At 62.2% G+C, this 26,386-nt stretch carries 23 protein-coding genes; 12 read left to right on the forward strand and 11 right to left on the reverse strand.

What is annotated here, in order from left to right; all coding sequences use genetic code 11:
- The first annotated feature begins 41 nt into the window (after positions 1-41).
- Positions 42-653 carry a hypothetical protein gene (locus tag ACP15N_RS14450; RefSeq protein WP_425093025.1) on the forward strand — a complete coding sequence of 204 codons (612 nt, stop codon included), beginning with the start codon at positions 42-44 and terminating at the stop codon, positions 651-653.
- A 4-nt stretch (positions 654-657) separates the two neighbouring features.
- Here the strand turns inward: ACP15N_RS14450 and ACP15N_RS14455 are convergent, their stop codons facing one another.
- The 3 genes from ACP15N_RS14455 to ACP15N_RS14465 form a co-directional block, all read right to left on the reverse strand.
- The gene (locus tag ACP15N_RS14455) at positions 658-969 is read right to left on the reverse strand and encodes a P-II family nitrogen regulator (RefSeq protein WP_425093026.1); all 312 of its coding nucleotides are present in this window, start codon (positions 967-969) and stop codon (positions 658-660) included.
- Positions 970-973: 4 nt separating this feature from the next.
- Complete coding sequence (locus ACP15N_RS14460; RefSeq protein WP_425093027.1) at positions 974-1,954, reverse strand: sodium-dependent bicarbonate transport family permease; 981 nt, start codon at positions 1,952-1,954, stop codon at positions 974-976.
- Positions 1,955-2,045: 91 nt separating this feature from the next.
- The gene (locus ACP15N_RS14465) at positions 2,046-2,693 is read right to left on the reverse strand and encodes a carbonic anhydrase (protein WP_425093028.1); all 648 of its coding nucleotides are present in this window, start codon (positions 2,691-2,693) and stop codon (positions 2,046-2,048) included.
- Positions 2,694-2,834: 141 nt separating this feature from the next.
- Between ACP15N_RS14465 and ACP15N_RS14470 the strand changes: the two genes are divergently transcribed.
- The 3 genes from ACP15N_RS14470 to ACP15N_RS14480 all read left to right on the forward strand — a co-directional run bounded on the left by ACP15N_RS14470 (position 2,835) and on the right by ACP15N_RS14480 (position 5,549).
- A complete protein-coding gene (locus ACP15N_RS14470) occupies positions 2,835-3,257 on the forward strand; it encodes a hypothetical protein (protein WP_425093029.1) in 423 nt (140 codons plus the stop codon).
- An 85-nt stretch (positions 3,258-3,342) separates the two neighbouring features.
- A complete protein-coding gene (locus ACP15N_RS14475; protein WP_425093030.1) occupies positions 3,343-4,728 on the forward strand; it encodes a leucyl aminopeptidase family protein in 1,386 nt (461 codons plus the stop codon).
- Complete coding sequence (locus ACP15N_RS14480) at positions 4,725-5,549, forward strand: C40 family peptidase (RefSeq protein ID WP_425093031.1); 825 nt, start codon at positions 4,725-4,727, stop codon at positions 5,547-5,549. The genes ACP15N_RS14475 and ACP15N_RS14480 overlap by 4 nt, the downstream gene beginning before the upstream one ends.
- On the opposite strand, the gene ACP15N_RS14485 is transcribed toward ACP15N_RS14480, so the two are convergent.
- From ACP15N_RS14485 to paaZ, 3 genes are all read right to left on the reverse strand, one after another.
- Positions 5,546-5,893: a DUF2794 domain-containing protein gene (locus ACP15N_RS14485; protein ID WP_425093032.1), complete on the reverse strand. Its 348-nt coding sequence runs from the start codon at positions 5,891-5,893 to the stop codon at positions 5,546-5,548. The two genes, ACP15N_RS14480 and ACP15N_RS14485, sit on opposite strands and share 4 nt — an antisense overlap.
- A gap of 299 nt (positions 5,894-6,192) precedes the next feature.
- Positions 6,193-6,993, reverse strand: coding sequence for a hypothetical protein (locus ACP15N_RS14490; RefSeq protein ID WP_425093033.1), 801 nt, complete (start codon positions 6,991-6,993; stop codon positions 6,193-6,195).
- Complete coding sequence (gene paaZ, locus ACP15N_RS14495) at positions 6,974-9,004, reverse strand: phenylacetic acid degradation bifunctional protein PaaZ (RefSeq protein ID WP_425093034.1); 2,031 nt, start codon at positions 9,002-9,004, stop codon at positions 6,974-6,976. Before paaZ ends, ACP15N_RS14490 begins: the two co-directional genes overlap by 20 nt.
- 106 nt (positions 9,005-9,110) lie before the next feature.
- Here paaZ and paaI point away from each other — a divergent pair, with 106 nt between their 5' ends.
- The 5 genes from paaI (at position 9,111) to ACP15N_RS14520 (ending at position 13,352) form a co-directional block, all read left to right on the forward strand.
- Positions 9,111-9,542, forward strand: a complete 432-nt coding sequence (gene paaI, locus ACP15N_RS14500) for a hydroxyphenylacetyl-CoA thioesterase PaaI (RefSeq protein WP_425093035.1) — start codon at positions 9,111-9,113, stop codon at positions 9,540-9,542.
- A complete protein-coding gene (gene paaK, locus ACP15N_RS14505) occupies positions 9,543-10,844 on the forward strand; it encodes a phenylacetate--CoA ligase PaaK (RefSeq protein WP_425093036.1) in 1,302 nt (433 codons plus the stop codon).
- 257 nt (positions 10,845-11,101) lie between these two features.
- Positions 11,102-12,253: a helix-turn-helix transcriptional regulator gene (locus ACP15N_RS14510; RefSeq protein WP_425093037.1), complete on the forward strand. Its 1,152-nt coding sequence runs from the start codon at positions 11,102-11,104 to the stop codon at positions 12,251-12,253.
- A gap of 117 nt (positions 12,254-12,370) precedes the next feature.
- On the forward strand, positions 12,371-12,712 hold the full coding sequence (locus tag ACP15N_RS14515) for a hypothetical protein (protein WP_425093038.1): 342 nt from the start codon (positions 12,371-12,373) through the stop codon (positions 12,710-12,712).
- Between the two features lie 250 nt (positions 12,713-12,962).
- Positions 12,963-13,352, forward strand: a complete 390-nt coding sequence (locus tag ACP15N_RS14520; protein ID WP_425093039.1) for a DUF1801 domain-containing protein — start codon at positions 12,963-12,965, stop codon at positions 13,350-13,352.
- Between the two features lie 119 nt (positions 13,353-13,471).
- Here ACP15N_RS14520 and ACP15N_RS14525 read toward each other — a convergent pair whose 3' ends face one another.
- Entirely contained in the window at positions 13,472-14,974 is a 1,503-nt protein-coding gene (locus ACP15N_RS14525) for a caspase family protein (RefSeq protein ID WP_425093040.1), read from the reverse strand.
- 242 nt (positions 14,975-15,216) lie between these two features.
- Here ACP15N_RS14525 and ACP15N_RS14530 point away from each other — a divergent pair, with 242 nt between their 5' ends.
- Positions 15,217-15,741, forward strand: coding sequence for a hypothetical protein (locus tag ACP15N_RS14530; RefSeq protein WP_425093041.1), 525 nt, complete (start codon positions 15,217-15,219; stop codon positions 15,739-15,741).
- Positions 15,702-17,210, forward strand: coding sequence for an alpha/beta hydrolase (locus tag ACP15N_RS14535; protein ID WP_425093042.1), 1,509 nt, complete (start codon positions 15,702-15,704; stop codon positions 17,208-17,210). Before ACP15N_RS14530 ends, ACP15N_RS14535 begins: the two co-directional genes overlap by 40 nt.
- Positions 17,211-17,365: 155 nt before the next feature.
- On the opposite strand, the gene ACP15N_RS14540 is transcribed toward ACP15N_RS14535, so the two are convergent.
- Positions 17,366-20,755 carry a D-Ala-D-Ala carboxypeptidase family metallohydrolase gene (locus ACP15N_RS14540; protein WP_425093043.1) on the reverse strand — a complete coding sequence of 1,130 codons (3,390 nt, stop codon included), beginning with the start codon at positions 20,753-20,755 and terminating at the stop codon, positions 17,366-17,368.
- A gap of 35 nt (positions 20,756-20,790) precedes the next feature.
- Positions 20,791-23,004, reverse strand: coding sequence for a hypothetical protein (locus tag ACP15N_RS14545; protein WP_425093044.1), 2,214 nt, complete (start codon positions 23,002-23,004; stop codon positions 20,791-20,793).
- Positions 23,005-23,385: 381 nt separating this feature from the next.
- On the opposite strand from ACP15N_RS14545, the gene ACP15N_RS14550 reads away from it, so the two are divergent.
- Positions 23,386-24,756, forward strand: coding sequence for a uracil-xanthine permease family protein (locus ACP15N_RS14550; RefSeq protein ID WP_425093045.1), 1,371 nt, complete (start codon positions 23,386-23,388; stop codon positions 24,754-24,756).
- A gap of 54 nt (positions 24,757-24,810) precedes the next feature.
- On the opposite strand, the gene ACP15N_RS14555 is transcribed toward ACP15N_RS14550, so the two are convergent.
- Together ACP15N_RS14555 and ACP15N_RS14560 are read right to left on the reverse strand one after the other, a co-directional pair.
- Positions 24,811-25,365, reverse strand: a complete 555-nt coding sequence (locus tag ACP15N_RS14555; protein ID WP_425093046.1) for a tetratricopeptide repeat protein — start codon at positions 25,363-25,365, stop codon at positions 24,811-24,813.
- Between the two features lie 171 nt (positions 25,366-25,536).
- Entirely contained in the window at positions 25,537-26,310 is a 774-nt protein-coding gene (locus ACP15N_RS14560) for a winged helix-turn-helix domain-containing protein (protein ID WP_425093047.1), read from the reverse strand.
- Between the last annotated feature and the right edge of the window lie 76 nt (positions 26,311-26,386).

Raw genomic sequence — 26,386 nt, forward strand, 5'->3', positions numbered from 1 at the left:
AGGTCGCGGTGGTGTTTTCAGGCGGATAACGGGGGTGAAGCATGTGGCGTATGCGTTGCGGTCATCTGGGTCTGTTGGGCCTTCTGGCCCTGCCATCCACGCTGGTGCACGCCAACACGTCGGGGGCAGACCGGTCCCGTGCGGATGACACGACGTTCTACGTGTCCGGCTTTGCCGGGCAACTCACCGAAAACGTTCATCATGAGGTGCTGCTGACCCCGTGGGACGTCGAGTTCCTCGACAGCTTCCTGCTTGGCGCGGCAGTCGGGGTTGAGCGCCCCAGCCCATGGGCGCAGGTCGATCTGGGCGCGGAACTGCAATTGGTGAAATGGACCGGCAATCAGCACCATTGGGAGCTGAACGCCATACCGATCATCGGGCGCTACCGCTTCGATGGCCGCGCCGGTCCGCTGCGCAGCCTCGCCTTCGGGGTGGGGTTCAGCTACGCCTCCGCGATCCCGACCGAAGAAGTGATCCGCGACGGTGAAAGCAACCGGTTCCTGATCTATTGGAAGGCAGAGGCCGAGTTCGGACCGCCCGATGCCGCGGTCAGCCCGTTCATCAAGTTGCACCACCGCTCCAACGCGTTCGGCCTGATCGAGGAAGAAGCCGGGTCAAACACCGTGGCCGTCGGGTTGCGTCGCCGCTTCTGAACGCTCAGAACCGCTCGGCCCGCAGGACCTCGCAATCGCCGACCGTGACCACGCCGATATGCTTGTCGACCACCTCGAACGCGGCCTCCAGCAGCGCGTCGAGCCGGTCGGGGCGAATGATGCAGACGACCTGCACCATGCCGCCCGCCCGGCCCACCTGACCCTCGCGGCTCCATTTGCCGGACCTGCCTGACCCGCCCAGAACCGGCAGGATCGAAAAGCCGGTCACGCCTGCCTTGATCAGCGCGTCGCTCAGGCGGCGCTCCATCGGGGCTTCGATGATGATCGCCACGCGTTTTGCTTTGTGGGTTTGCATGGGCTCAGCCTCCGGTCATGGCGGACGCGACAGCCACGTAGATCGGGATGCCAAGCGTCAGGTTGAATGGGAAGGTAACCCCGAGCGACAGGGTCAGATAAATCGATGGGTTCGCCTCGGGCAGGGCCACGCGCATCGCCGCCGGCACCGCGATATAGGAGGCGGAGGCCGAGAGCGTCATGAACAACACCACCCCGCCTGTCGACAGGCCGAGCAACAGCCCGACCATCAGGCCAAAGCTCGCGCCGATCAGCGGCATGATCAGCCCGAAACCGAACACAGGCGCGGTCATCACGCCGCGCGCCTGCCGCAGCCCACGCCCCGCAACCAGACCCATATCCAGCAGGAACAGGCACAAAACCCCCTGGAATGGCGAGATGATGAAGGGCGCGATCTGCTCCAGCCCGTCCGCGCCGGTGATCCAGCCGATGGCAAAGGCCCCGACCAGCAGCACGATGGATCCGTTCAGCAAGATTTCCCGCCACAGCTCCGCATCCATCCGGCCCCCGCCCCCCGATGTGCGGCTGACAAGGAACAGCGCTGCCACGATGGCCGGCGCCTCCATCACGGCGGCCACGGCCACCATGTACCCCTCGGACGCGATCCCTTGCCCGTTCAGGACCGAGGTCGCGGCCACAAACGTCACGATCGAGATGGAGCCGTAATGCGCCGCCACCGCCGCAGCATCGAGTGTGCTGAGTTTCGTCATCACCCGCAGCAGGCCAAAGGCCACGAACGGAATACAGAAAGACAGAACCGCCCCAGCCAGAAGCGCGCCGATCAGCGCCGCATCCAGCCCGTTCGCGGCCACCGCCGCCCCGCCCTTGAACCCGATGGCGAACAGCAGGTAGATCGACATCCCCTTCGCCACGGCCTCGGGCACGGTCAGTTCCGACCGCGCAAGGGCGGCCACCAGACCCAGCGCAAAACTCAGGATGATGGGCGAGCCGAGATTGTTCGCCGCCAGCGACAGGATGCCATCCATGCGTCACGTCCCCCGTGAAACTGCCCCGCGTTTTCGCGGAAATTTCACGCGGTATAGGGCCGCCCCCGACCAATGGCCAGCCCACCAAGGCTCAGACCGCCTCAAATTCCTTTTCGGGGCTGAGTTCGTAGAGCTTGCTCTCACCGATATCATTCCAGAGCCCGTGCAGCGTCAGGTCACCCCGTTCCACAGCCTCCCGGATGTAGGGAAACGTCATCAGGTTCTCGAGGCTGACCGCAATCCCCTCTTTCTCAAGGCGCTCGTTCGGCACCGCGTTCGCGCCGGGCTCTGTCACCCGTTCAAACCCGGGCCGCAGAATCTCCAGCCAGCGCCCGATGAAACTCTCGCGCTGCTCCAGTTCAGGCGCGTTGCCCGAACACATGTCGATACACCCGCGCACACCCCCGCAATCGGAATGGCCCATCACGATGATATGGGCGACTTTCAGATGCTTGACCGCGTATTCCAGCGCCGACGAGGTGCAGAAATGCTCCCCCTCGGGATTATAGGGCGGCACGAGGTTCGCGATGTTGCGGTGCACGAAAATCTCACCCGAGTCCGCGCCGAAAATATTCGGCAGGTGCACGCGGCTGTCGCAGCACGCCACCAGCATCGCGCGCGGGCGCTGCCCTTCCTCGGCCAATCGCTTGTACCAATACCGGTTCTCATCATGGGCGGTCGCACGCCAGCCATGATAGCGCTGCGCCAGGTATCCGGGCAGCGGTTTCGCAAGGAGCATTGGGGCCTCTCCTTCATGTTTCCTGTCCCTTCATAGCGCGGGTTTGCTGAAAATCCGATGGATTAAATCAGCGCGGGGAAAGGCGGCGTTCATTTTGGTGGGGCAGGGTGCGGCTCGTGGGCTAAAAAATACGAGGGTGCTATGCGACAGGCAAACGCTGCGCAGCAATTTTACACATGCGGGCGCGATCAGGTGATCGTGCTGCAACCATCCGAGCCAATCGTGCTGGATCAGGACCGGGTCGTCGAGATGTTCGTCGATCTGGGTGAACTGGGCGCACAGCAAACCGTGTCCGCCACGTTGGAGGATATCCGGGCCCGTGTGGACCAGATGTCCGCCGAATATGCGCAAGGCACGTGGCGGGGGCTGGTCGATCTGGCGACCGAGGTGTCGGCGCTGGCCGGGTCGATCGGCTTCATTTCCTGCAAGACCGTGGCGGAGTCCGTGATGACCTGTGCGGCGGACCGGCGGGCCAATGATGTGCCGTCGCTCATGGCGCGCCTGAACCGCGTATGTGCCATTCCGCGTGCGGACAACTGGGGCATGCAGGGGCTGTCGGGCTGATCTGACATCGCCCCGGTGTGCAGGGTTGGGCTTGCAGGAACCGGGGCAACATCTACTCTGGCGGCACGTCAATTTCGGAGCCGCCATGACATCCCTGACCTTTGCAGACGCTGATACCCCCGCCATTCCCGTGCACGTGGTGCCGGAGGCGGGGCTGGAGGCATGGCAAGCAGATGCGCCAGCGGCCTGGGTCACTCTGTCAGAGGCGCAGGGATTTTCCGGGAAACTGGGGCAAACCCTGATCCTGCCTGGGCAGGACGGCGCGATCGACGCTGTTCTTGCGGGCTACGGCACGGAGGCTGCGCGCGCGCGCAAGCGGTTCGCGTTGGCGTCGGTCGCGGCCAAGCTTCCTGCGGGCACGTACCGGTTGGCCGGGCTCGACGAAGTCGCAACGCTGGCAGAGGAAAGCCTGGGCTGGTTGCTGTCGGGTTACAAGTTCACGCGGTATGCGGGCAAACCGGCGGATGGCGCGCTGTTGCAGGCCGACCCGCGCCTTGACGCGCCCCGGCTTGAGGCGATCGCGGCGGGCGAAGTGCTCACCCGCGATCTGATCAACACGCCCGCCAACGACATGGGCCCAGAAGAGCTTGAAGCTGCCGCGCAAACCCTCGCGGATCGCACCGGGGCAACGTGTCACGTGATCCGCGATGGTGATCTTCTGGCCGAAAACCTGCCGCTGATCCACACGGTCGGGCGCGCCTCCCCGCGCCGCCCCCGGCTGATCGACCTGCGCTGGGGCGGAACGGGTCCGAAGCTGACGCTGGTGGGCAAGGGGGTGTGTTTCGACACCGGCGGGCTCAACCTCAAACCTGGCGGGTCGATGGCGTTGATGAAAAAGGACATGGGCGGGTCCGCAACGGTGCTGGGGCTGGCGCAGATGATCGTGGACACCAAACTGCCCGTACAGTTGCGCGTGCTCATCCCGGCGGTGGAAAACGCGGTCAGCGGCGCAGCCTTTCGGCCCGGCGATGTGCTGACGGCCCGCAACGGCCTGACGGTCGAGATTAACAACACCGACGCCGAAGGCCGCCTTGTGCTGGCCGATGCGTTGGCGCTCGCCGCCGAGGATGCGCCGGACCTGATCGTCTCAATGGCCACGCTGACCGGGGCCGCGCGGGTGGCCGTTGGCCCTGACCTTGCGCCGTACTACACCACCGATCCTGCCCATGCCGCAGCCCTGTCCGCGGCTGCGCACGACGTGCGCGACCCGGTCTGGCAACTCCCCTTCCACGCGCCCTATGAGGATATGATCGAACCCGGCATCGCCGATCTCGACAATGCCCCCTCGGGCGGGTTTGCAGGCTCGATCACCGCCGCGCTGTTCCTGCGCAGGTTCACCGGCGGGCTGGGCTACATGCATTTCGACATCTACGGCTGGCAACCCAGCGCCGCACCCGCGCGGCCCAAAGGCGGCGTGGGGCAGGGGGCCCGTGCACTGCTCGCCGCCTTGCCGAAAATCCTGAACCTGTGACCCGTGATCGGCGCCTCTGGCCCTGCAACGGGCGGGTCGCGCTGGACAGCCTGCGCGGGCAGGTGGACGCTGACATGTTCGTTCCCGGCACACCGGCCATGGTGGAGGTTGCAGAGGTTCCGCTCTGGCGCACGCCCGAAGGCGGTGTCGACAAGGTGCTGCTCCACGGGGAATCCGTCACGGTGATCGAGGACGCACCCATCGCCTTTGTCCGTTCGGACTGGGATGGGTATGTCGGCTATGTGCCCGAGATCGCACTTGCCCGCGCCGTGCAGGCCACGCACCGGATCACCGCGCCTGCCAGCCATATCTACACCGCACCTGATATCAAATCTCCCCCACGCATGGCGCTGTCACTGGGGGCGGAGCTGGCAGTCACGGCCACGACAGGCCGCTTTGCGGAAACCCGTGACGGCTTTGTTCCGACCCGGCACATCACGCCCGTGGACCGCAGCGTTCCAGCCCCGGAGACGCTGCGCGCGCTGATCGGCACACCCTATCTCTGGGGCGGCAACAGTTATCTGGGCATTGATTGTTCGGGGCTCGTGCAACTGGCTTTTCGCCTTGCGGGCATCGCCTGCCCGCGTGACAGCGACCAGCAGGAGGCGGCGTTCCCCGCCACGCAATCCGACCCGCGGGCGGGCGATCTGATATTCTGGCGCGGACATGTCGGGATCATGCTGACCGACACCGACCTGATCCACGCGAACGCATATCACATGGCCGTCGCCGTGGAGCCGCTGTCCCAGGCCCGCGCGCGTATCGCTGCAGGGGAATTCGGTCAGGTCACGTCGATCCGACGCATTCCGGGGTTTTTCTAGTCCACCGACCGGATGAGCTTTTTCTCAAGCACGCGCAGCACGGTGCGCAGATCATGCCCGCGCTTCAGAACACGCCCATCCATGCTGATCACTGCATATTGCCCCTGCTTGTTCGCGAGCTTGGGCCGTTTCTCTATCCGATACAGCGGGTTTTCCGCCGTGCGCCGAAACACCGAGAACACCGCGACCTCCCGCAGGCTGGAGATCCCGTAGTCCCGCCACTCGCCTGCCGCCACCATCCGCCCGTAAAGGGACAGAATCACCCCAAGCTCCTTGCGGTGAAAGGAAATCTGGTCAGGCGGCGGGGCGGGGCGCGTAAACGGGATAGGGGTCTGGATAACCATGGCAATGATGGTGGGCCTATCCGGGTGATAAATCAAGGTTCCGCAGCATTCGGAAACAATGCCCAGAAATTGCCGTAAAAAGACCCTTGGCCAGCCCCCGTCTGCCCCAGCCTCCGCCACGGTGGACCAGCATATTCAACTTATCGGAGCAGCGATGCTCCACCCCCCGGGGCCGGTGTTCTTTCATAGCCCCCACCCAGCACATCACCTCGGGGGAGGTTATTCACTGTAAGGCGCCTCGCTCCAACCAGCGGGGCGTCTTGCCATTCAGGGGGCGTCGACAGGGTTCGGTTTGCGCCTCAGACCCGTCCGAACCGCGGCGGGGAAACGGTCTTGAAGGGCACCATCGGGTCCAACCCGTCCGCCGCACTGTCCAGCCAGGCCTCCGACGCCGGAAACAAGGCCGCATAGGCCGCCGCCACCTCTGCGCGCGGGTCGGTTCCCGGCAGAGGCTGGGGAAACCGCAGCGCATAGCGCCGCCACCGATGCATCAGCAGTACGCGCGCGGCCATCGCCTCCAGCGGGGTCAGGTCGACCGCCTGTTCCGGTGGCAAAACGGCCAGATCCCTGACCAGCAGATCACGCGCCTGCCGATGTTCCGGCGACAGGATCGCGTCGGGCAGGGGGCGGGACGGCGTGTCCTGCAAATAGCCCGTTGTTGCAGGGGGCGAGGGGGCCTGCATCACGGGCGCCAGCCACGCGGCGGGCCCGATCTGCAGTGCGTGCCCGTTCGGGGCCGCACCAAGATGCAGCGCCCAGGTGTCAGAGGTTTCAGGGGGGGCGTAAATACGGTCCATCGCCTTCAGCGTTTCAGCGAGGGCGCGGTCCGACAGGTTATACAGGCTCGCGCGTCCGATCCTGCGCCGCGTGACCCAACCATCGCGTCCCAGCCGCGACAACGCGGTGCGCGTCGTGCCCGCCTCCACCCCGATACGCGCCATCAGAACCTGCAGGCGTGCCAAGGGCAACTCTCCGCCCCGTGGCACGATCGCATCCCCGAACACGGTGACGATCATCGACCAGACACGCGGTCGGCGGCCCTCGTGCAGGGTGGCGATCAGTGGGGCAAGCGGGTCGGGCTCAGCCGGTCGGTCGGTCATAGGCTACCATCGTCAAAAGCTCGTAGGTCGCAACCTCCGCGTCCTTGTGATTGACCAGAGTCACGTGCCAGCGCACCTCACCGTACTCCTCGGTCCGGCGGGTCTTGCGGCGCGCCACCAGCCGCACGCGGATGCGGTCTCCGGGGCTGACGGGTTGCTGGAAACTCAGCCCGTTCAGCCCGGTATTGGCCAGAACCGGCCCCGGGTCCGGTTGCACGAACAGCCCGGCGGCAAAAGACAGCAGCAAGTATCCATGCGCCACGCGGCCCGGAAAGAACGGGTTTGCCTGCGCGGCGTCCTCGTCCATGTGCGCGTAAAACGTATCGCCGGTGAAATGGGCGAAGGTCTCGATATCCGCAAGCGTCACCTCGCGCGGGTCGGTCCACAGGGTGTGGCCGATCTCGACCTCCGTGAAGGTCAGCTGGAAAGGATGTGCCGGAGGGTCCAGTTCCACCGCGCCGGGCACCCATTGGCCCGTGACCCCGGTCAGAATCTCTGGGCTGCCCTGCACGGCCACGCGCTGCATGTAATGCAGCACGCCACGGACGCCGCCCATCTCCTCGCCGCCGCCCGCGCGCCCCGGTCCGCCATGGGTCATGTGCGGCAACGGCGACCCATGGCCCGTCGCCTCCGCCGCGCTGTCGCGGTTGTTGATGTAGATCCGCCCGTGCCATGCGCCGATCTCCTGCACCACATGGGCGGCCACGTCCCGGTCATGGGTGAAGACCGACGCCACGAGCGAGCCGGCCCCGCGATTGGCCAGCGCGCAGGCATGGGGTAGATCGCGATAGGGCAACAGGGTGGAGACCGGGCCAAACGCCTCCGTCGCGTGGACATGGCGCGCGGCATCCGGATCATCGCAGGCAAAGAGCATGGGCGGCACAAACGCCCCGGCCTCCGGGTCTGCACCAAGGCAGTCAAACGCCGTCGCATCGCCGTGGACCGCGCGCGCCTCGGACCCGATCAACGCGGCCTTCTCCAACACGTCACGCCGCTGCGCGTCCGAGACGAGCGCGCCCATCGTCACCCCCTCAACCTCCGGGTCGCCGATCCGCACTTTGGCGAGCTTGGCGCTCAGCGCCTCGCCCACCGGGCCCAGCAGCCCTTCGGGCACGATCAGCCGCCGGGTTGCGGTGCATTTCTGACCGGCTTTCGTGGTGATTTCCCGCGCGGCCTCCTTGATGAACAGGTCAAACTCCGCGCTGCCCAGGCCCGCGTCCGGCCCAAGAACGGACGCGTTCAGACTGTCCTGCTCCGCAATAAACCGCGCGCCTGCGCCGACCTGCCCGCGCAGCAGCGCGGCCGTCGCGGCAGAACCGGTAAAACTCACCACGTCCTGTGGGCCCAGCCGGTCCAGCAGGTCGCCCGTGTCCCCCAGCACCAGCTGCAGCGCCCCCTCCGGCAGCAGGCCCGACCGCAGGATCAACCGCACTGCGGCTTCGGCCAGATACGCCGTGGTGGTGGCAGGTTTCACGATGCACGGGACACCCGCCAGCATCGCAGGCGCCAGCTTTTCCAGCATCCCCCAGACCGGGAAGTTGAACGCATTGATCTGCACCGCCACCCCCCGCAGCGGCACCGCGACGTGCTGGCCCAGAAACGTGCCATTGCGACTGAGTTGTTCCGTGGCTCCGTCGAGGTAGACATGCCCCTCCGGCATCTCCCGCCGCCCCTTGGAGGCAAAGACAAACACCGTCCCGATCCCGCCGTCGATGTCGATCCAGCCATCCTTGCGGGTCGCGCCGGACCACGGGTTTAGCGCATAGAGCGTCTCTTTCTCGGCGTCCAGAAACTGCGCCAATGCCTTGAGCATCCGCGCGCGCTGGTGGAAGTCCATGGCGCGCAGGGCCGGGCCGCCCACCTCGCGCGCGTGGCGCAACACAGCTTCTGCCTCCCAGCCTGCGCCGCCTGCGCGGGCCACGGCCACGCCAGTGACCGCAGATCGGATCTGACGGGCCGCTGCGCCCGGGCCAATCCACTGCCCCTCCAGATAACTCGCAAGATCCAGCATGTCCTTCCCTTCGGGCCACAGCCTAGGGGGCCGGTGCCGCCCGATGCAACCGGCTTGACCCGCGTGGCGCTCTGTCCCACGCTGCCCCCGACCTTGGGGAGAGGCCATGAAACCACAGGACAGAGCAGAAGCCAGCGCCGCCGCCCTGCTTGCGGAGGACGCAGCCAGCCGCAGCCTCGGGATCACGCTCGAACACGTGGCCCCGGGGTTTGCCGCGATGACCATGCGGGTGGAAGACTGGCTTCTGAATGGCCACGGCATCTGCCATGGCGGATTCGTCTTCACGCTCGCTGACACCGCCTTCGCGGTGGCCTGCAACTCCTACAACCGCCGCGTCGTCGCCCAGCACAACGTGATCACCTACCTTGCCCCGGGCCTGCGCGGCACCACCCTGCGCGCCGAAGCGATAGAGATTTCGCGCACGGGCCGCTCCGGCCTCTACGATGTCAGCGTCTGGGATGGCCAAACCAAGATCGCCGAGTTTCGCGGTGCTTCCCGCGAGGTCTCGGGCCGTCATTTCAACGAGGCGGAGGGGTAGATGGACGACCTCACACCCCCCCGTGACAGCCTCGATCCGATCGAGATCGCCTCCCGCGATGAAATCGAAGCGCTCCAGCTCGACCGCCTCAAATGGTCCCTGCGCCACGCCTATGACAACGTTGCCCACTACCGCGTGGGCTTCGACGCGGCCGGCGTCCACCCCGACGACCTGACCGACCTTTCGGACCTCGCCCGCTTCCCCTTCACCGAAAAACAGCACCTACGCGACAACTACCCGTTCGGCATGTTCGCCGTCCCGCAATCCCGCATTGCACGCCTCCACGCCTCCTCGGGCACCACCGGCAAACCCACCGTCGTCGGCTACACCGCCCGCGACATCGACACCTGGTCGCAGGTCGTCGCCCGCTCCATGCGCGCCGCGGGCACCCGCCCGGGCGACACCGTCCACATCGCCTACGGCTACGGCCTCTTCACCGGCGGGCTCGGGGCGCATTACGGCGCCGAACGCCTCGGCTGCACGGTCGTCCCGGTCTCCGGCGGCATGACCCCGCGCCAGGTGACCTTGATCGAGGATTTCGCCCCCACGACCCTCATGGTCACCCCGTCCTACGCGCTCTCCATCCTCGACGAATACCGCGCCCAGGGCCTCGACCCCCGCCAAAGCCCGCTCAAGGTCGGCATCTTCGGCGCTGAACCCTGGACCAACGCCATGCGCGCCGAGATCGAGCAGGCCTTCGACATGCACGCGGTCGACATCTACGGCCTGTCCGAGGTCATCGGCCCCGGTGTGGCCAACGAATGCGTCGAAACCAAAGACGGCCTGCACATCTGGGAAGACCACTTCTACCCCGAGATCATCGACCCCGACACCGGCGCCGTCCTGCCCGAGGGCGAACTGGGCGAGCTGGTCTTCACGTCGCTCACGAAAGAGGCGTTCCCGATCATCCGCTACCGCACCCGCGACCTCACCCGCCTCCTGCCCGGCACCGCGCGATCGATGCGCCGGATGGAGAAGGTCACGGGCCGCTCCGACGACATGATCATCCTGCGTGGCGTCAACGTTTTCCCCACCCAGATCGAGGAGCAACTGATCGCGACCGAGGGCCTCGCCCCCCACTTCCAACTCGAACTCACGCGAGAGGGCCGCATGGACACCATGACCGTCCACGTCGAACCCCTCCCCGGCGTCACCGACAACGCGCGATTGGTGCATCTGGCCGCGGAGCTGAAAGGCCGGATCAAGGATTATGTCGGGTTGAGCGTTGCCGTGAAGCTCCACGAGACCGGGCAGGTGGCAAGGTCACAGGGGAAGGCGGTCAGGGTTGTGGATGGGCGGTAGACTACAAGGGCGCAAGCCCCTTTCGCTCGCTCAAAAGGCCTCAGCATCCCCGCCATTCGGCCCTGAGATTAAGTGACAATGAGCATCAGTTCTTCGAGAAGCGCTCATTTTTGACACGCGAAACTCATTCGCTAGACTGGACGCTTAGGTCTTTGTTGGTCGAGATGCGCGTGAGGCGCTTTTTTTACCGATCAGGATGTGTGCCAACTTGGCGGTACAGCTGTGTGGCAAGGCTGAGAATAACGGATCGGTAAATTTTGTACGCACGAACAGTCACTTCAATTTATGACGCTGCTATTGATGGTAAGTACTGGCAAGGCGCTTTGGATTGTCTCGCTGGCCTAATCGATGCGCGCGCTATCATACTCTATGAATTTCCATCAATATCAGAGTTGAAATATAGACTCGAAGAAACGAATTCCTACGTTTCCAAAGTCTCAGATGTCTTACATGAATACAACGAGATGGTCGCCCAAGGTCGAGGGTCGGGATATGATCAGGAGGGTTTGGGCACCACGCACGCAACCGATGTTGGCACGGTGCTGTACGATACTGATGTTTGGACCCTCGACGACGTTCATCGAATGCGACCCGAGATGATTTTAAATATGCGCGCTGGCGTGTATCGTCGTGCCCTTGTGAATCTCTCGAATGATCCAAATTCGTTGCGTGGACTCGTACTGATGTACGGTCGCGAGAGGGACGCTGGTTTGCCGAGTAGTATCAAGAGCGTTGTTCCCGAACTCGTCCCTCATTTCGTGAAAGCGATTGAAGTAAATCGCTTCACTCATGAGCTACAGAGAAAGTATCAAGCTGTCCTGTCTGTTCTGGACAAGGTGGCGACCGGAGTAATGGTGCTTTCGCCTACCGGTGATGTCATCCTCTCGAACAGAACTGCCAAGGAGGTTGCTGAAGCAGACGAGGGAATAGCCATAACCAGATCTGGAAATCTGGCATTTCGCAACCCGGATACAGGTGCTGAATTCCGTGAAAAGGTCCGAAGCGTTAGTCAGACAGCGGCTGGCGAGAACTCTGATACCGGTAGGCGGGTCCTTATTGCAACGGCAAGCAATGACACGCCTATCATTGCACTGATCGCCCCCCTTCGCGATGCCAATATGGAGATTGAAAAGGGGCTCACCGGAGCGCTTGTGACGCTAATTGACCCAAAGCGCGAGGTCAAAATCGAACTCGAGACGTTGGCGCGCGCGTACAAACTTACACCTTCGGAGTTGCGAGCGGCCGGATACTTGGTCAAAGGCCTGTCAAACTCGGCAATTTCGGAGCGTTTGGATCGCAGTCCGGAGACCATAAAAACGCAACTGAGTTCAATCTATCAGAAATGTGGTTGCAAGAACCGAATTGAATTCCTCTGGAGGGTGTTTCAGCTCTCTCCTCCCATTCTCTAGGGACAGAAACCAGAGACATCAGCACAAGGACATCCCCCGACCGGGGGAAGCCCGGGCCTAAACTGTTGGCAATTATACCATCCACGAAATGTGCTCATGTCGGAGGTAAAGATAGTTATGAAAGTACAGGTTCGAATGGTGGTCGCTTGCAGCATGCTTGCTGCGTTAGCGGCATGCGAAACGCCACAGCCTTCTGCTCCTTTTGAAACAGTTCTGGACAGAACGATTACAGATGCTGAAGGCGTGACGCTCTCAATTGCGTCCGACGGCACGTATACGGGTACCGCACCAGGAAACGTCTCGTTTGGCGGCACGTGGGATCTTGAGGGTGGTCAATGGTGCGAAAACCTCAATCGCCGGTCAGGTGAAGTGAAGCGGACCTGCTATGACTACAATGTCCAATCCGGTGGCGTTGCATTCACGGAAGCGGGGGAAGCCCCACGGTTCTTTGCCTTTTGATCTGCCTTCCCAAGCATTGGCCTTACGCTTGCGAACCTCTCGGTGGGATTGGGTAACGCACGACTGAATTTGGTTCTATGCAAGGCTTGTAATCCGCCCCGTCGAAAAAGGACGCGGGCGGATTTCTTTCCACACCTCCAGAGCAGTGTCCAATACAGCACCCACACGTTGGCCGGTGGCAAAGCTCAGTTGTCAGGCATTGTCCGGTCATTAAACTCGTAGTTCCTGAAATGCTCTACCGTGTTGCCGGATGAAACCCACAACCATCCCCGCCTACCACGCCACGCTGTCCCCATCCGACCGGGCGATATGCGAGGTGTTGCGGGACCGGATTGATGCGGGTCTTTCCGAGGGCGTATCAAAGATGTGGCATGCCAATCCCGTTACCTTTCTCAACGAAAACCCTGTGGTCGGCTACTCCAAGCTCAAGACCTGCGTGCGGCTGTTCTTCTGGTCGGGGCAGTCTTTCACCACCCCCGGTCTGACCCCCTCCGGCAGTTTCAAGGCCGCCGAGGTGCGCTACACGGATGTCTCCCAGATCGACCAAGACGCCCTCACCGCGTGGCTCGCCGAGGCGCGGGAGGTGCAGTGGGATTACAAGAACATCACCCGCAACAAGGGGCGGCTGACCCGCCTTTGAGCCCCCAAGAGTTTTGCTACAAAAATTTAAAACGGCCCTCTCAGGACTGCCACAAAACGTACAAAACGCGCCCAAACCTTGCGGCGGGGTTAATTTTTCCGCGCCGCGCAGGCCAGCCGTCAGTTGCAGAAATACGGGTTGGTCGTCCGGACGTTTGAGTTCGAAATCATGCACCCTTCGCTATTGTCCGCCGGACGCGCCGGTTCTGCCGCCGGGGCCTGTGCAGGCGCGCGCGCCGGCGCCCGCGGGGTGCTGGGTTGCGCGGCCCGGCGTGCGGCAGCAGCGGCCGCCCGACGCGCCTCGGCTGCGGCTTCGGCCTTGCGTCGGTGCTCTCTCACCTGTGCTTCGGGCACAGCCAGCGCGATAGAGTCGAGGAGGAATTCATCAATTAAATCAAGGCCTCCAAGCCCGTTTTGGGACCGGTAGTCCAGCACCGCAGCGCGGGTGCGCGCGCCCACTAGGCCATCCTCCACGCCCGCGTCATGCCCCAGAATGTTCAGACGCGCCTGCAGGTCGCGCGCCTCTGCGCGGCTCAACTCGACCGGTTCGGGGTCCAGCAAGCGTTGCACCGGCAAGTCCACCGGCGGCAGCGCGGCCACTTCCGTCTCAGGCTCCGGCGCAGGCTGTGGAACCGGTGCGGGCACCACCTCCGCCGGCGGTGTCAGCGCCGCCAGTCGCACTTCCGCCAGCCGCCGGAACGACCCCTGCGGAAAGGTTTCCAGGTAAGCGCGCAACTCATTGGGATCATTGGTGTTTTGAATGGCTTCCCAGAAGGCGATCTCGGTCATTGGCTGCGCCACAGCCGGGGTTGGTTGCTCGATCTGGTCCGGGCATGGCCCCGCCAGACAGACCCGCCCCAGCACCTCGTCATAGTAGGCCGGGCGTTGGCCATGCCCGACGGACTGTGCCAACTGGTTCACCGCCCGCTGCGTAGTCTTGAAGGCCGTCTGGATGTCCTGATCCTTGCCCAACTCATCGATAAAGTGGCGTGAGAACACCGAGTACGGGCTCGTGTCATTCTCCGACAGGCGGTCGAGCGCCGTCTGCCCCGCCCCTGCGGAGAACGCGATGAACGTCCCCCTCGGGGCCTTCACCAGCGCAAGCCCACGTTCCATGCCCACCGAACGGCTTCCGTCCTCGTGCTTGAACGGGTTGTTGCGGCATGCGTCGATGATCGCGATGGCCAGGCTCGCTCCCCTGGACTTGATCTCGTCCACGACCCCGTTCACCCCGTTGCGCAGCGGGAAGCTTTCCGCCGCGATCAGCGTGGGCGAGGCGTAGGCGGGCACGTCCGTCGGGATCAGGTAATTCTCCCGACCGTCGCTCCATCCGTGCCCGGCGTAGACGAACGCCACGATATCACCGGCCATGATCGTGTCATAGAACGCCGACAGCGACCGCCGCATGCCCCGTGCATCGCGGTCTTCGACATGCGTGACCTCGAACCCCTTGCGCCGGAACAATTCGGCATATCCCGCCGCATCAGAGCGCGCTTTTTCGAGCGACTGGATCTCCAGATAGGTGTCGTTGCCGATGATCAGCGCGCGCCGCGTCTGCGCATCTGCCGCGGAGGATACGAAGACCACGGCAATCGCCAGGAGAAAGCACCAAAATCTATACATCGCCATCATAAATTGTTTGATCCGCGAAACCCTATCAACGTCAGGGACTTATGTCCAACACGGCCTGCGCGGAAACGCCCTTTGGTCGCGCATTCGTGTTTGCCAGCCCCGGGGGCATGGGTAGTGTCAAAGCCCGTTGCGACAGCCCTGACAGAGCCGGGCGACGTGACCGTGCCCCGCGGGTGTGCCGTGGTTCTTGACAGCGCGGTCACGCGCAGCTTGGCTGCATGGGGGATCGGAAGATGCATGCATGTACCCGCGCGCGCCGGTCTTCGAAGGAGATACTTTTGGAACTCGCAGCGCTTCTCGCACTGATTGCCGGTATCTCGGGGGAGCCGAATATCCCGGACCAGTTTGCCGCATACCTTCAGGGGGGGCCGACCGCTGGCTATCCAGTGACAGTCCGCGATTGTCCGGACCCGCTTGGCCGCGCCGAGATAGAGCTCGAAACAATCATCTGCGGCACAGTCAACGTGCCGGAAAAGCATGCCGAGCCCGACGGACGACGTATTGATCTGTTCTTTACGGTGTTGCGCGCGCAATCCAGCTACCCCGAACCGGACCCGGTCCTGCATCTTCACGGTGGCCCCGGCGGCGGCATCGTCTCCCGGATCGAACTTTTTGCAGACATTTTCGAACCCCTCCGGCGGACACGGGATATCATACGTTCGATCAGCGGGCGTCCGTCCTGTCGGCACAGTCCACGACCTGCCGGTCCGCGCTGGACATGTCGATCGCAGACGTGGTGGACGGGACATTCTCGATGACCGAGACCGAGGGGGACAAAACCCGCCCGTCCGATCTGTTGCATCGCTGCGTTAACGAGATTGAGGCAGCAGGTACCGACCTGTCCGCCTACAATACCTCGGAAAACGCCAACGACGTCGCCGCACTCATGTCGGCGCTTGGATATGAGACTTACAACATCCACGGCATTTCCTATGGGACGCGCCTGACACTGGAAGTCCTTCGGTCGCATCCAGATGCCGTGCGCGCCGCGATCATCGATGGCGTGGCGCCCCTGCAAGTCCCGCTCTACGAGACCTTGGCCGTGCCGGGATCCGAGGTCATCGAGCTGACCTTGCAACAATGCGCGGCAGATGCCGCCTGCAACGCCGCTTTCCCCGATTTTCGCGCGGTCCTGCGGGACACACTTGACCGCGCCGCCGCAGGGGAGCTGTTCGATGCGGACGGCGACCCGATTACGGTCGAACTTGTCTTGACGCCCTTTCTTGCGCGCAATGGCACCTACGCGGCCCCAAGCACCCTGACACCTTTCATTCCGTCAATGATCCATGAGATGGCTGATCCCGACAGCCCGTCGCCGCTACTGGACCATGTGATGCAGACCGATGGGCAACCGCAGCTTGCCGCGCCTCTGGACCGCGCACGCGAGGGCCTTTTGGACACGGAAGCCGCGGCGTTGGATGACGCGGTCCGAATGGCCGAAGGGCTGGTGCAGGCTGACGTGGATTTCGATCTGGCGATAGACACCCTGCGGCGGCGACTCCACGAGACCGACGTCCCCCTTGCGCGGATCTTCGATGACGAAATGGTCCGTTCGGCCACAGAGCTGCTGGAGGACGCGGATCGCCGCCGCGATGCCTTGCTGGCCTATGCGCGGCTGCGCGAAGGCCCGCCCGACGCGGACGCGTTGCGCGCTTACGTGCAGGCCACATTTCCACGCGACCGCCACTCGCGTCTCCTTGGTCTGATCGACGCCATGTCCACCGCCGAACTGGCGGCTGTTTTCTCCACCCTCTCGCGGCAGGTCAGCCAGACGCTGGAACCGGCCGGCGGGAACTTGCACCTGTGGATATATGCCTGTCAGGAAAGCATCCCGTTCAACAGCTATGCGGGCTTTCGGGAAACCACCGATGCCTTGCCCTGGCCGGAGGTTGGAACGCTCTACGACGATCTTGCGCAGGAGTTTTTCGCCGCTTGCGAGGCGTTTGCTCCGGCCCCGCGCCCGGGGTTTCATGATCCGGTGGCCTCCGCAGTGCCGGTCCTGTCCGTCGGCAGCACGTGGGATACGCAAACAGCGCCGGGCTGGCCTGCGCTGGCCTCCGAAACGCTGTCCAACGCGCAGACCTTTCTGATCGGCGAAGCCGGGCATGGTGCGATCGCGTATCAGCCGTGCGTGGCCGACCTCGTACTGGCCTTCCTGACCGATCCCTTGCGCACCTTGCCGGATACTTGCGAGCGTTCCACCGTGCCGCGCTTTCACATCCCGTAGCGTCCGACTGGGCGGCGGAGCGTTCCGCTCCGACCAAAAAAATCTGCTACAAAATGTAATTCCGGCCTGTAGGGCCTGCTACAAAACGTACAAAACCAGCCCCGGACCACGTTGCATGGTCCAGGGTCCGGTGGTTCGCGCAACGCCGGGGGCGCCTACCCCAGATCGATATCCGCGATCAGTGATTTGCGACTATCGGCGAGCTTGGTTTGCACCAGTTCCCGCACCGCGGCATAGACCGACGGGCTCAGCGACAGCTTCTGGGCGGACAACCAGTAGTCCAGTTCGTTGGTGCCCCACGATACGAACAGGATGTTCTTTTTCTTGTCTGTATGCGTGTAATTGAAGGCCCCGAGCGCAATGTTGATTACATCACCTGACGCCTCCGCGCTGCCGATCTGGAAGTTGCCCCCGGTCGTGTGTGACGTTTCAAAATCGAAAAGCTCGATCTTGCCGTCATCGTCCGCCAATCCGCTCAGGGCTTCGATCGCGCTGCGGAGGATCTCGAACTGGTTGCCGGTTGCGATTTGCGCCAGCGTTGACAGGATCACTTTGTCGAACCTGCCGTTCCCGGTCATTTTCTGGCTTGCAGTAAACGGCGCCGCTTCCCGGACCCAGCCCAGTAAGCTCATGGTTTGCATATATATTTCGTACCATGCTGCGCGTTCGGTAATGGGGTGCGCCTTGGCATCGGCCGCCCGCTGCGCGAACAGGGTCGATAGCAGGACATCTTCCTTCTGGCCGGGGGTCAGGTTCTCCACGAATGAAATGACACTGGACGCATTAACCGCTGCGGACAGGTCCTGTTGACGCGCCGCCAGGTCGGACGAAGGATCGAACGATCGCGCCGACCTCGTCACACCACCGGCGAAAACACTCAGGTCTTGCGGCGTGCTTCGTCTGCTGCGGGGCGCTGCGAGTTCCACCGCTTGCAGCAGCGCCAGCCGTTCCGCCATATCCCTCGGACCGGCTTGCAAAAGCGGCGGCTCCTTGGGCAAGGGGCTGTCGCGGAATTCCGGAGGCCATGTTGCGTTGTGATCGCGCGTATCAACATGGGTAAAGGAGTTGTAGCGCCCGATCCCACCTTTGAAGAGCCCCTCCTTGTCGCGCAGCCAGCGCAAGACCTCGGCCACGTCCGGAGCAGCCATGCCACTGACCCTGAAGTCGAGGGCGGAAAACTTCATATGGAGCGACTTCTTGGACGATTTCGGGATGCAGGCATTGTAGGCGGGGGAGCGGTAGGCATTTGTAATTACGATGGATTTCCCCAGCCGGTCGCGCAAATGGTCCAGCACGCGCGCAGTTGCGGCGATGTTCGACCAAAGCGCGCGGGGTGGGTAGGTATTCTTGCCGAAACACGCGCCCCCCGAGGTGTTGTGCGCCCCGCCCAGGATCAGGAACTCGTCTGTGTCGAAGTGCTTCAGCCCCAACGACGTGATGAACGCATCGAAATCGGCGTAGTCCGGCCAGGTCATCGCTGCCGTTGCGTCGCGCAAAGCCGTTCCGCGTTCCTTGAGCGCAAACAACGCCTCGACCTGCGCCTCGTTTGGCTGGTCGTCTTCGTCCCCCTCTTCTTCGGGCGTCGCTGCGGTCGGGGAGGCCGAGGGCCGTGTCGGGCCACTGGCGCTCGTGTGTGTCCTCCCTTCGGGTTGCACGGTGAAGGGGCGATCCGTGACGAACATCGGGTCGCGCAGGAGCCGTTCAAACAATTGCGGCGTCTGGCTGGGACTGCCGATCTGGGCATCGATCGCAGTGCGAAAATCCCGGTAGTCGCCCTTGAAGCGTCCGTCGTCCCACACTTTCAGTAGCGCTCCCGTGAAGGCACCGTGCTGCGGGCCATCCATTGCGAACTGCGTGTCCATGCATGCCCCGAGGTTCAGGATGGATGCTTTGATTGGCGTGGATAGCGGGTTCATCAACACGCTTTCCTTCAGCGCACTGAAGGATTTCGAGGTCTGGCGATAGATTGCTTCGTTTGCGCGCCACACTCGGTCTTCCACATGCAGCGGCATCGCACGCACGCTTGGCCCGACGTTCATGGGCTGGCCAAAGAGCGTTGCGGGCGCGGTCGGTCCGAACTTTACCATCGAGCCAGAATGACAGGTATCCGGGACCATCAAAACGCGTACGCCCGCGCGAAACTCCGACCAGAGCATATAGAGTTCGTCATCGGCCAGTTGGAAATCGAACAGACAGAGCGTTTCATCCATCTTTTCGTCGCCATCGTGATCTTCGTCTTGATTGAAGTCCGGGATACGTCCGCCGTGGCCTGAAACGGTCAACAGGAAGAAATCCCCGCCGTTCAGTTCGTCGGCCGCCTTCTTGATCTCTGCCACGACAGCGTCACGCGTGGCGGCCTCTGTCAGCAACCGGGTGGTTCTGAACCCCTCTGAAGCGGCAAGGGCTTCCATCGCGACGGCATCGGCTTCGCACGCTGCCAGCCGACCATCCCACCCGTCATAATGCGCCGGGTCGACCGTGTTCAGGCCGACGTGCAGAGACAACGCTTTCGATCTGCCGCCAGCAATCACGGGCGGGGCTGCGAGCGCCCTGGACAGGGTGGCTGCACTGCCGAAGGGACCCCCGATAACCAAGGGGGGGCCGCTGCGTGGTTCGTTGGCAATCGTTCTGATTTCTTGGGCAAACTTGTCCGCAACATCGCCGTATCCGGCGTTCGTCGGATGCAGCCCATCGTGCCAACGCCCGTCGCCTACGACGCCCCTGCAATCGATATACGTCACATGCGGCATCGATTTTGCCAACCGCCGCAGGCGCCGGTTGAAGTGATCCATCATGGCAACCGCGATGGACTTTTGCAGGGATCGGTCCCGGATGCCTCGACTGGCCATGGGCTTGCCCAGCCAGCGGTCATTGTTCGGCACCGGGTAGTCGTAGCCGTGGCAGAGGATGGAGACATGCGGAAAACTGTTGTGCACGCTTCGGCAGATACGCGCGTAGTGCTTGAGTGCATCATCGAGCAACCCATGGAACGATGGGAGCAAATAGTCCTCTGCTGACAAATAGGGGTCGAACTCCTCAAGGTGAGAGGCCAGCGCACCCCCTGCCACCAGATCGTTGCCGCCACCGGACAGAAGCAGAATCTCCGCCCCGGTTTCGCGTAGGGCTTCCAAATACTCCGCCTTGTCCGCCATGCGTTTCAGCAAGTCCCCGGCTGCGCCTAGGGAAAAGATCGCATAGTCATCCAGCAGGTGATCAATCGTGTCCTTCAAAAGTAGCGGATACTGAAACCAGCTATCGCCTTCAGACACGATGACCGGCCCGTCATACCCGTTCTCGAGCGCCTTGCGGAACCGGGCGCTGCGCCTCATCCGTGCCAGCCAATTGGCCGAGTTCATCGCAGCGGCTGTGCGTTGTGCGGCATCTTTGCCACGCGGGACCTGCACCGTGGCCGGGTTGATCTTGAGCCTTGGCGCGAACGCTCCGGACGCATCCTCATCCAAAATGAAATACTCGGCGATCTCGGTGTCCTCGACACTCGGGTCCGCCATCTTGGCCATCAGCTGTTCGACGGTAAGTTTTGCCATTGTCCAATTCCTCCCACAAAAAAAGACCCGGACGATCAACGCATCGACTGGATCGCTTCAAAAATACTTTGCGTAATGGTCTGATCCCGGATCAGGGCCGTTTGGGATACCTGGCCACCCCTTCGCGGCTGGTCCTTGATCCGGTTCAGTACGTAGATCGCCGACTTCGCCTCGAATGTTTCGTCGCCGGCAATCTCCGCCATGCCAAGAAATGTGCGCGCCTGCCCAAGGCATGGCTTATCAGGGTTTTCCGGGTCCGGCGCATCGTATCGATCTTCGAATGCGCGCGAGACCAACTGGAGCAGCGACTTGTCGTAATCTCCGAAGTGCAGGCACTCTTCCAGTTTCTTCCAAGGGACGTAAACACGCGCTCTGGACGGGCGTTTGGTTTTGATGAGTGGCTTGACACTGGCTGTTTCGGACCAGCGAATACGCGTGTTCGGCCCGGTCGACTTGCCGTTCATCGCCTTTAGTACCGGAACCAAGCGGCGGTTGGCGCGCGGCAGTCCTATGGCAGGGTGGACCAAGTGTAGCGTGTCGAAGACATCTGCCAGGTTGATGCCGACTTCTTCTTCGATGTAGGCGATCATTTCGTGCAGGACGAGCGCGCCTGCGCCTTCGGCAACCACGTGCAACTCACAGCCGTTGTTGGTCTTGAGTTGCCAGAGGTCATCGACGAACTTGGCAATGTATCCGGGTGCAAGCCGGTTGGTGGCGTCATCCGCACCTCTCTCTTCGGGCAGATCGTTGGTCCCCCAGACAGCACGCTGCGCGCTCAATTCCATCTCTCGCCAGAACGCGCGTCCGACCCCCTGCACCCGGCTTTCGATCAGGGAATCCAGATGCTCTGCATCCGGTCCGGCTTGCTCCTTGCAGCTCTCGAAAATAACGTTGAGCACTTCGAGCGACTTCTCCACAAAGCTGTTGCACCAGAAGATCGTGTAGGGATAGAGGCCGAGTTCCTTGATGTCGTTCTTGCGGGCAACAGCTGCCGAAAAGGTGTCCTTGATGCCCTCGAAGCTTCCGGGAAGCCATACCAGCATGCCACGGTACTTCTTTGCCTTTGCCTCCGGGGTCCGCGGCCGGGTCCGGAACTCGGTTTCGAGGTAGTCGAAAGTTTTCCCCCAACCGGAGGCAATGGATGGGTAGGACCCTGTACACACATGGAATCCATCGTCGAGATGCATGTAGTGCCCGACCAGTTCGAAACACGGGGTGGACCCCGTCTGGATCGGGCCGTGGGTGCCCTTCACCCCTTGTTCGCCGGTCGAGACGCCAAAAGCTTCGGGGGCCTTGACCCCAAGGCGCAGAACCCAGCTGTCGATGATGTTGGTGGCCCAATCCTTGTATCGCCACAGGCCAATCCCCGCCTGGCCCTTGTAGCCGCCCCACTCGGGTCCCCACGAGTTCAGAACGTGAAATCCCTTCTCGTCATATCCGGTCAGAACAACGGCGTGACTCCCCTCTTTCGTTCTTTTCGGGGGCCAGGTGATCTCGCCCTCGTTTTCCGGCGTGGCATCGTACCATCCATCATGAACATTGGCTGACACGAGGATCGCCTGTGCTTCGTTCAAGGCCGAGTGATAGTGGTTCAGCACAGACTCCAGCCGAAAATACGCGCCAAGACCGATCTCGCGTGCCTTCTTCGCCTGTTCGACCGAGGGAAAAATGCTGTCCTTATCGGGGCTGGCATGGAAATACGATGTGCTCTGCCATCGACCAGGGTCGTTTGGGGGCGCGCTGTGCGGCCAGTCGAGGCAGGCTCCGTGATGGTAGAAGCCCTTGATCGCTGATCTCAGTGACCGGATACCATCGGCGCGACGAAAGGAGTCTTCTGCGGAATACCGGTCGTGAAAGAACGCCATTTGGTACAGCATGTCAGCACTGGCGATGTCGAGCGCGGGTAGGCCACTGGTGCCTGCGGCCTTTACCTGGTCAGCCGTTTGCGGTGTTGTGCTTTCCTGCGACACGGCGGGTCCGGGCTGCCCGAGAGCCTGAAGACTTCGTTGAATGTCGATGAGAGCAGCAAGCGCATATCCAACACATTTCGGCGCAAAACCCTGGTTGCGCACACCAAAGACAGGGGTTTGGAGACCGGTCGCCTCGTCTGGCTTCAGAAGCCTCTGATCCAGCGAAACGCTGCCACGCAAGATCGACAGGTTCGGCATGTAGCGTTGATCGCGCAGGTCCGGCAGGTCATCGAGCGCATGGGTCTTGTTGATGAAAGTGAAAGAGCTCTCAACGGGCATCTGTCATTTGGTCAAATCTCGTCAGCAAAAAGGAATTCGAAAAAAGGCAACAAGGTAATAGGCGTTTCTAACACGGTTTGTCCGCATTTGCACGAATAACACTTCCATAAGGCGTCGGCCTGTGTGGACCAGAAATGCAGTTGGTCTGTTGGCAGATGCTTTGGTTCGGCTGTCATCCCAATGTCACGTACAGGCCGCTGCATTGGGCAGATACGCCCTTACCTGCTTAGGAAATAGGCAGCTTGCTGGGCCAGTGTGACAGGACCCTGCCGTCTTGTGGCGTCCAGCGACCGCTTGCGAGGAACATCGGTTGGTCCGGATTGCCATCTGGCCCGTGTTCCGTTGGGAGTACGGCAACAAAAGAAATCGACGAGGGACAGAATGACCGATCAAACCGCAAACACGCTGATCTACGGGCTCGAAGATGTCCCGCCACCGGGCCCGAGTGCCTTGGCGGCCGTGCAACATATCCTCGCGTCGATTGTCGGGATCGTCACGCCCAGCCTGATCATCGGCGGCGTGTTGGGGTTGGGCGACCTGATCCCGTACCTGATCGCCATGGCGTTCTTCGTCTCTGGCGTCTCGACGTTCATCCAATGCAAGACCATCGGTCCCGTCGGCTCTGGCCTGTTGAGCTTGCAAGGCACAAGCTTTGCGTTCCTTGGCGCGCTGTTGGCCGCTGGTTTTGCCGTCAAGGGGGCTGGTGGCACGCCAGAGGATATTCTTGCGATGCTTTTCGGCCTTTGCCTTGCCGGTTGCCTGGTGGAGATCGTGCTCAGCCAGTTCGTCGACAAGCTTGGAAAGATCATCACCCCGACCGTGACCGGCATCGTGATCACGGTGATCGGGCTAAGCCTCGTGAAGGTCGGGTTCACCGATTTCGCCGGTGGTGTCGGGGCGGGTGACGACCTTGGGTTGCCCATCAACCTGCTCATGGGGGCAGTCGTCGTTGTCACCATTCTGACCTTCACATTCTATGGCAGTCCGATGGTGCGTATCTCGGCTATCATGATCGGCCTTGTGGTGGGCTTCGTGCTGGCCACGATCCTCGGCAAGGTGGACTTCTCAAGTTTTGGCAACGCGCCCGCCTTCGCGGTGCCGGTGCCGCTGAAGTATGGTCTCGACTTCGACTTCTTCCTCTTCATTCCCATCGCATTCATCTACCTCGTCACTGCGATCGAGACATCCGGAGACCTCACCGCCAACTCGATCATCGCTGGCCAACCTGTCGAAGGGCCAACATACATGAAACGGATCAAGGGCGGTATTCTGGGCGACGGTATCAACTCGGGCATCGCCGCGTTGTTCAACACGTTCCCCAACACGACGTTTTCGCAGAACAACGGCGTGATCCAGATGACCGGCGTGGCAAGCCGTCATGTTGGTCTCTATATTGCGGGCATTTTGGTAATCATGGGTTTTTTCCCGATCATCGGATCTGCTTTCCTGCTGATCCCGAAACCGGTTCTCGGCGGGGCGACACTGGTCCTTTTTGGCACAATCGCCGTTGCTGGCATCCGCATCCTCGCCACGCAGGAGATGGATCGCCGCAAGGTCTACATCATGGCGATTTCGTTCGGACTGGGCCTCGGCGTGACGTTGGTGCCGGATGCAACCCAGCACATGCCGAACTTCCTCAAACAGGTTGTGGCCACTCCGATCACGCTTGCGGGCCTCTCCGCGATCATCCTGTCGTTGATCCTGCCCGAGGAGAAGCCGACCTCCGCGCCGGCGTCAACTGCGGCGGAGTGAGAAAACTCTCGCTGGCGGCTTCAACGCCTGACTTACACAAGGAACTCGCGCTGATCAGAACATCGGCGCGAACTTCCAGTTGTCGGCGTCCGGTGTCACCTCGTCCAGATCGTAATCCGCCCCCTGCAAGCGTTTTGCGATCTCCAGCCCGTCTTCGGCAGCTTCATCAACATAGCTTCGTCCCAATGCTTCGTCCTTGGCCACACCATGGCCGCGGATCAGGTCCAGACCATAGTTGAACTTCCCAACCGGATCCCCGGCTTCCGCTGCGCGACGGTCCCATTCGGCGGAGGCATCCGGGTTATAATCGCCGCCCATGGCGTTGTTTTCCATCTGGCTCATCCAGGTCATCGCCTTGGTGAAGCCCGCCTCGGCACAGCGGCGGGTCAGTTTCCTGGCAAGCTCCAAGTTGTCATACTTCGTCGCGTTGATCCCAAGCGAGCAGGTCACGGAATCGATGACACCCATTTCGATCATGCGCGTGAGCATTGCAACGCCGGTGTCTTGCGGGTTCAGAACACCATGATCGTCTTCGACCGGTGCTGGCGGTTGAGCGTGAGCCGCGCTTGCAAGGGCCAGAAAGATCAGGGTCTGTATTTGTCTTTTCATGGTCAAGCTTTCTCTCCCCAGCGCTTCGTATCAGAATGCGTTCTCCCAACCACCTCGCCGCTCGACGTTCAGAGCGGGCCAACGGGCAATGGTGCCGGTATGGAAGCCGAACTGAGATGCTGATGTGTGAGATTGATGCAAACCAATTGCAAAAAGTTCGCAAAATAGCGCCTAGCGCACCATGCGGTAGCCAACGCCGTGGACGGTCTCTATCACGACGGGACGCGATTTGTCCGGGTCCAGCTTGCGCCGCAGGTTTATGATGTGCTGATCCAATGCGCGGGAGTTCGGCGTGAACTCCCGGCCCCATCCGGCATCGTACAATTCGTCCTTGGTGACGACCGCTCCGTCCCGGTCTTGGAGCAGACAAAGCAACTTCATGTCCCTTGCGCTGAGCGGTATTTCAAGCAGTCCGCGCGTTGCGCTATGCCGCTCGGGATTGAGGGTGAGGTCTGGGGTGTTGCGTCTCGACCCCCGCGACAGCCAGATCGCCAGTCCTCCGAACATGGCTGCCAACCCTGCCAGAAGGCCGCTCCAGCGGTCAGATGTCCTGTCGGATAGCGCATCCCGTTTCAGCCCCACGACGTCTTCGAGGAGCGCGCGGTTATAGATCAGGCAAACGGCTGGCGCTGGTCGACAGTTCAGCAGCGTCTCGCCAGTTGTTTCGAATGGTTCCCATGAAGGCGCGTCAAGCGCAGTCTGTTTTTTGGTCAGGGCCCTGATCTCGGCCTCCGAGAATTCGTAGAGTTGGGGCGTTAGCCCCTCCGGCGGCGGGTATTGCCGAGTGCCGTCCGGAGCCCACAGCATGACGCGCTGAAGGGAAACATCTTCTGTCAATCGCCATCCGACACGGTCGGGTTGAGCGCTCAGGCTGGCGAAAAAATCCGCGTCACGCGCCGCCTTGGTATCTGCGGTTTCCCAAGGGTCCGGTCGCAGTGTCAGCACAACCGCGCTTGCGAGACAAATAAGGCCAAGTATCGTCGTCAACCGAGGCATCAGGGTAAATCTACACCAAAAGCTT

The sequence above is a fragment of the Tropicimonas sp. S265A genome (assembly GCF_049800835.1).
Lineage (GTDB): Bacteria > Pseudomonadota > Alphaproteobacteria > Rhodobacterales > Rhodobacteraceae > Dinoroseobacter.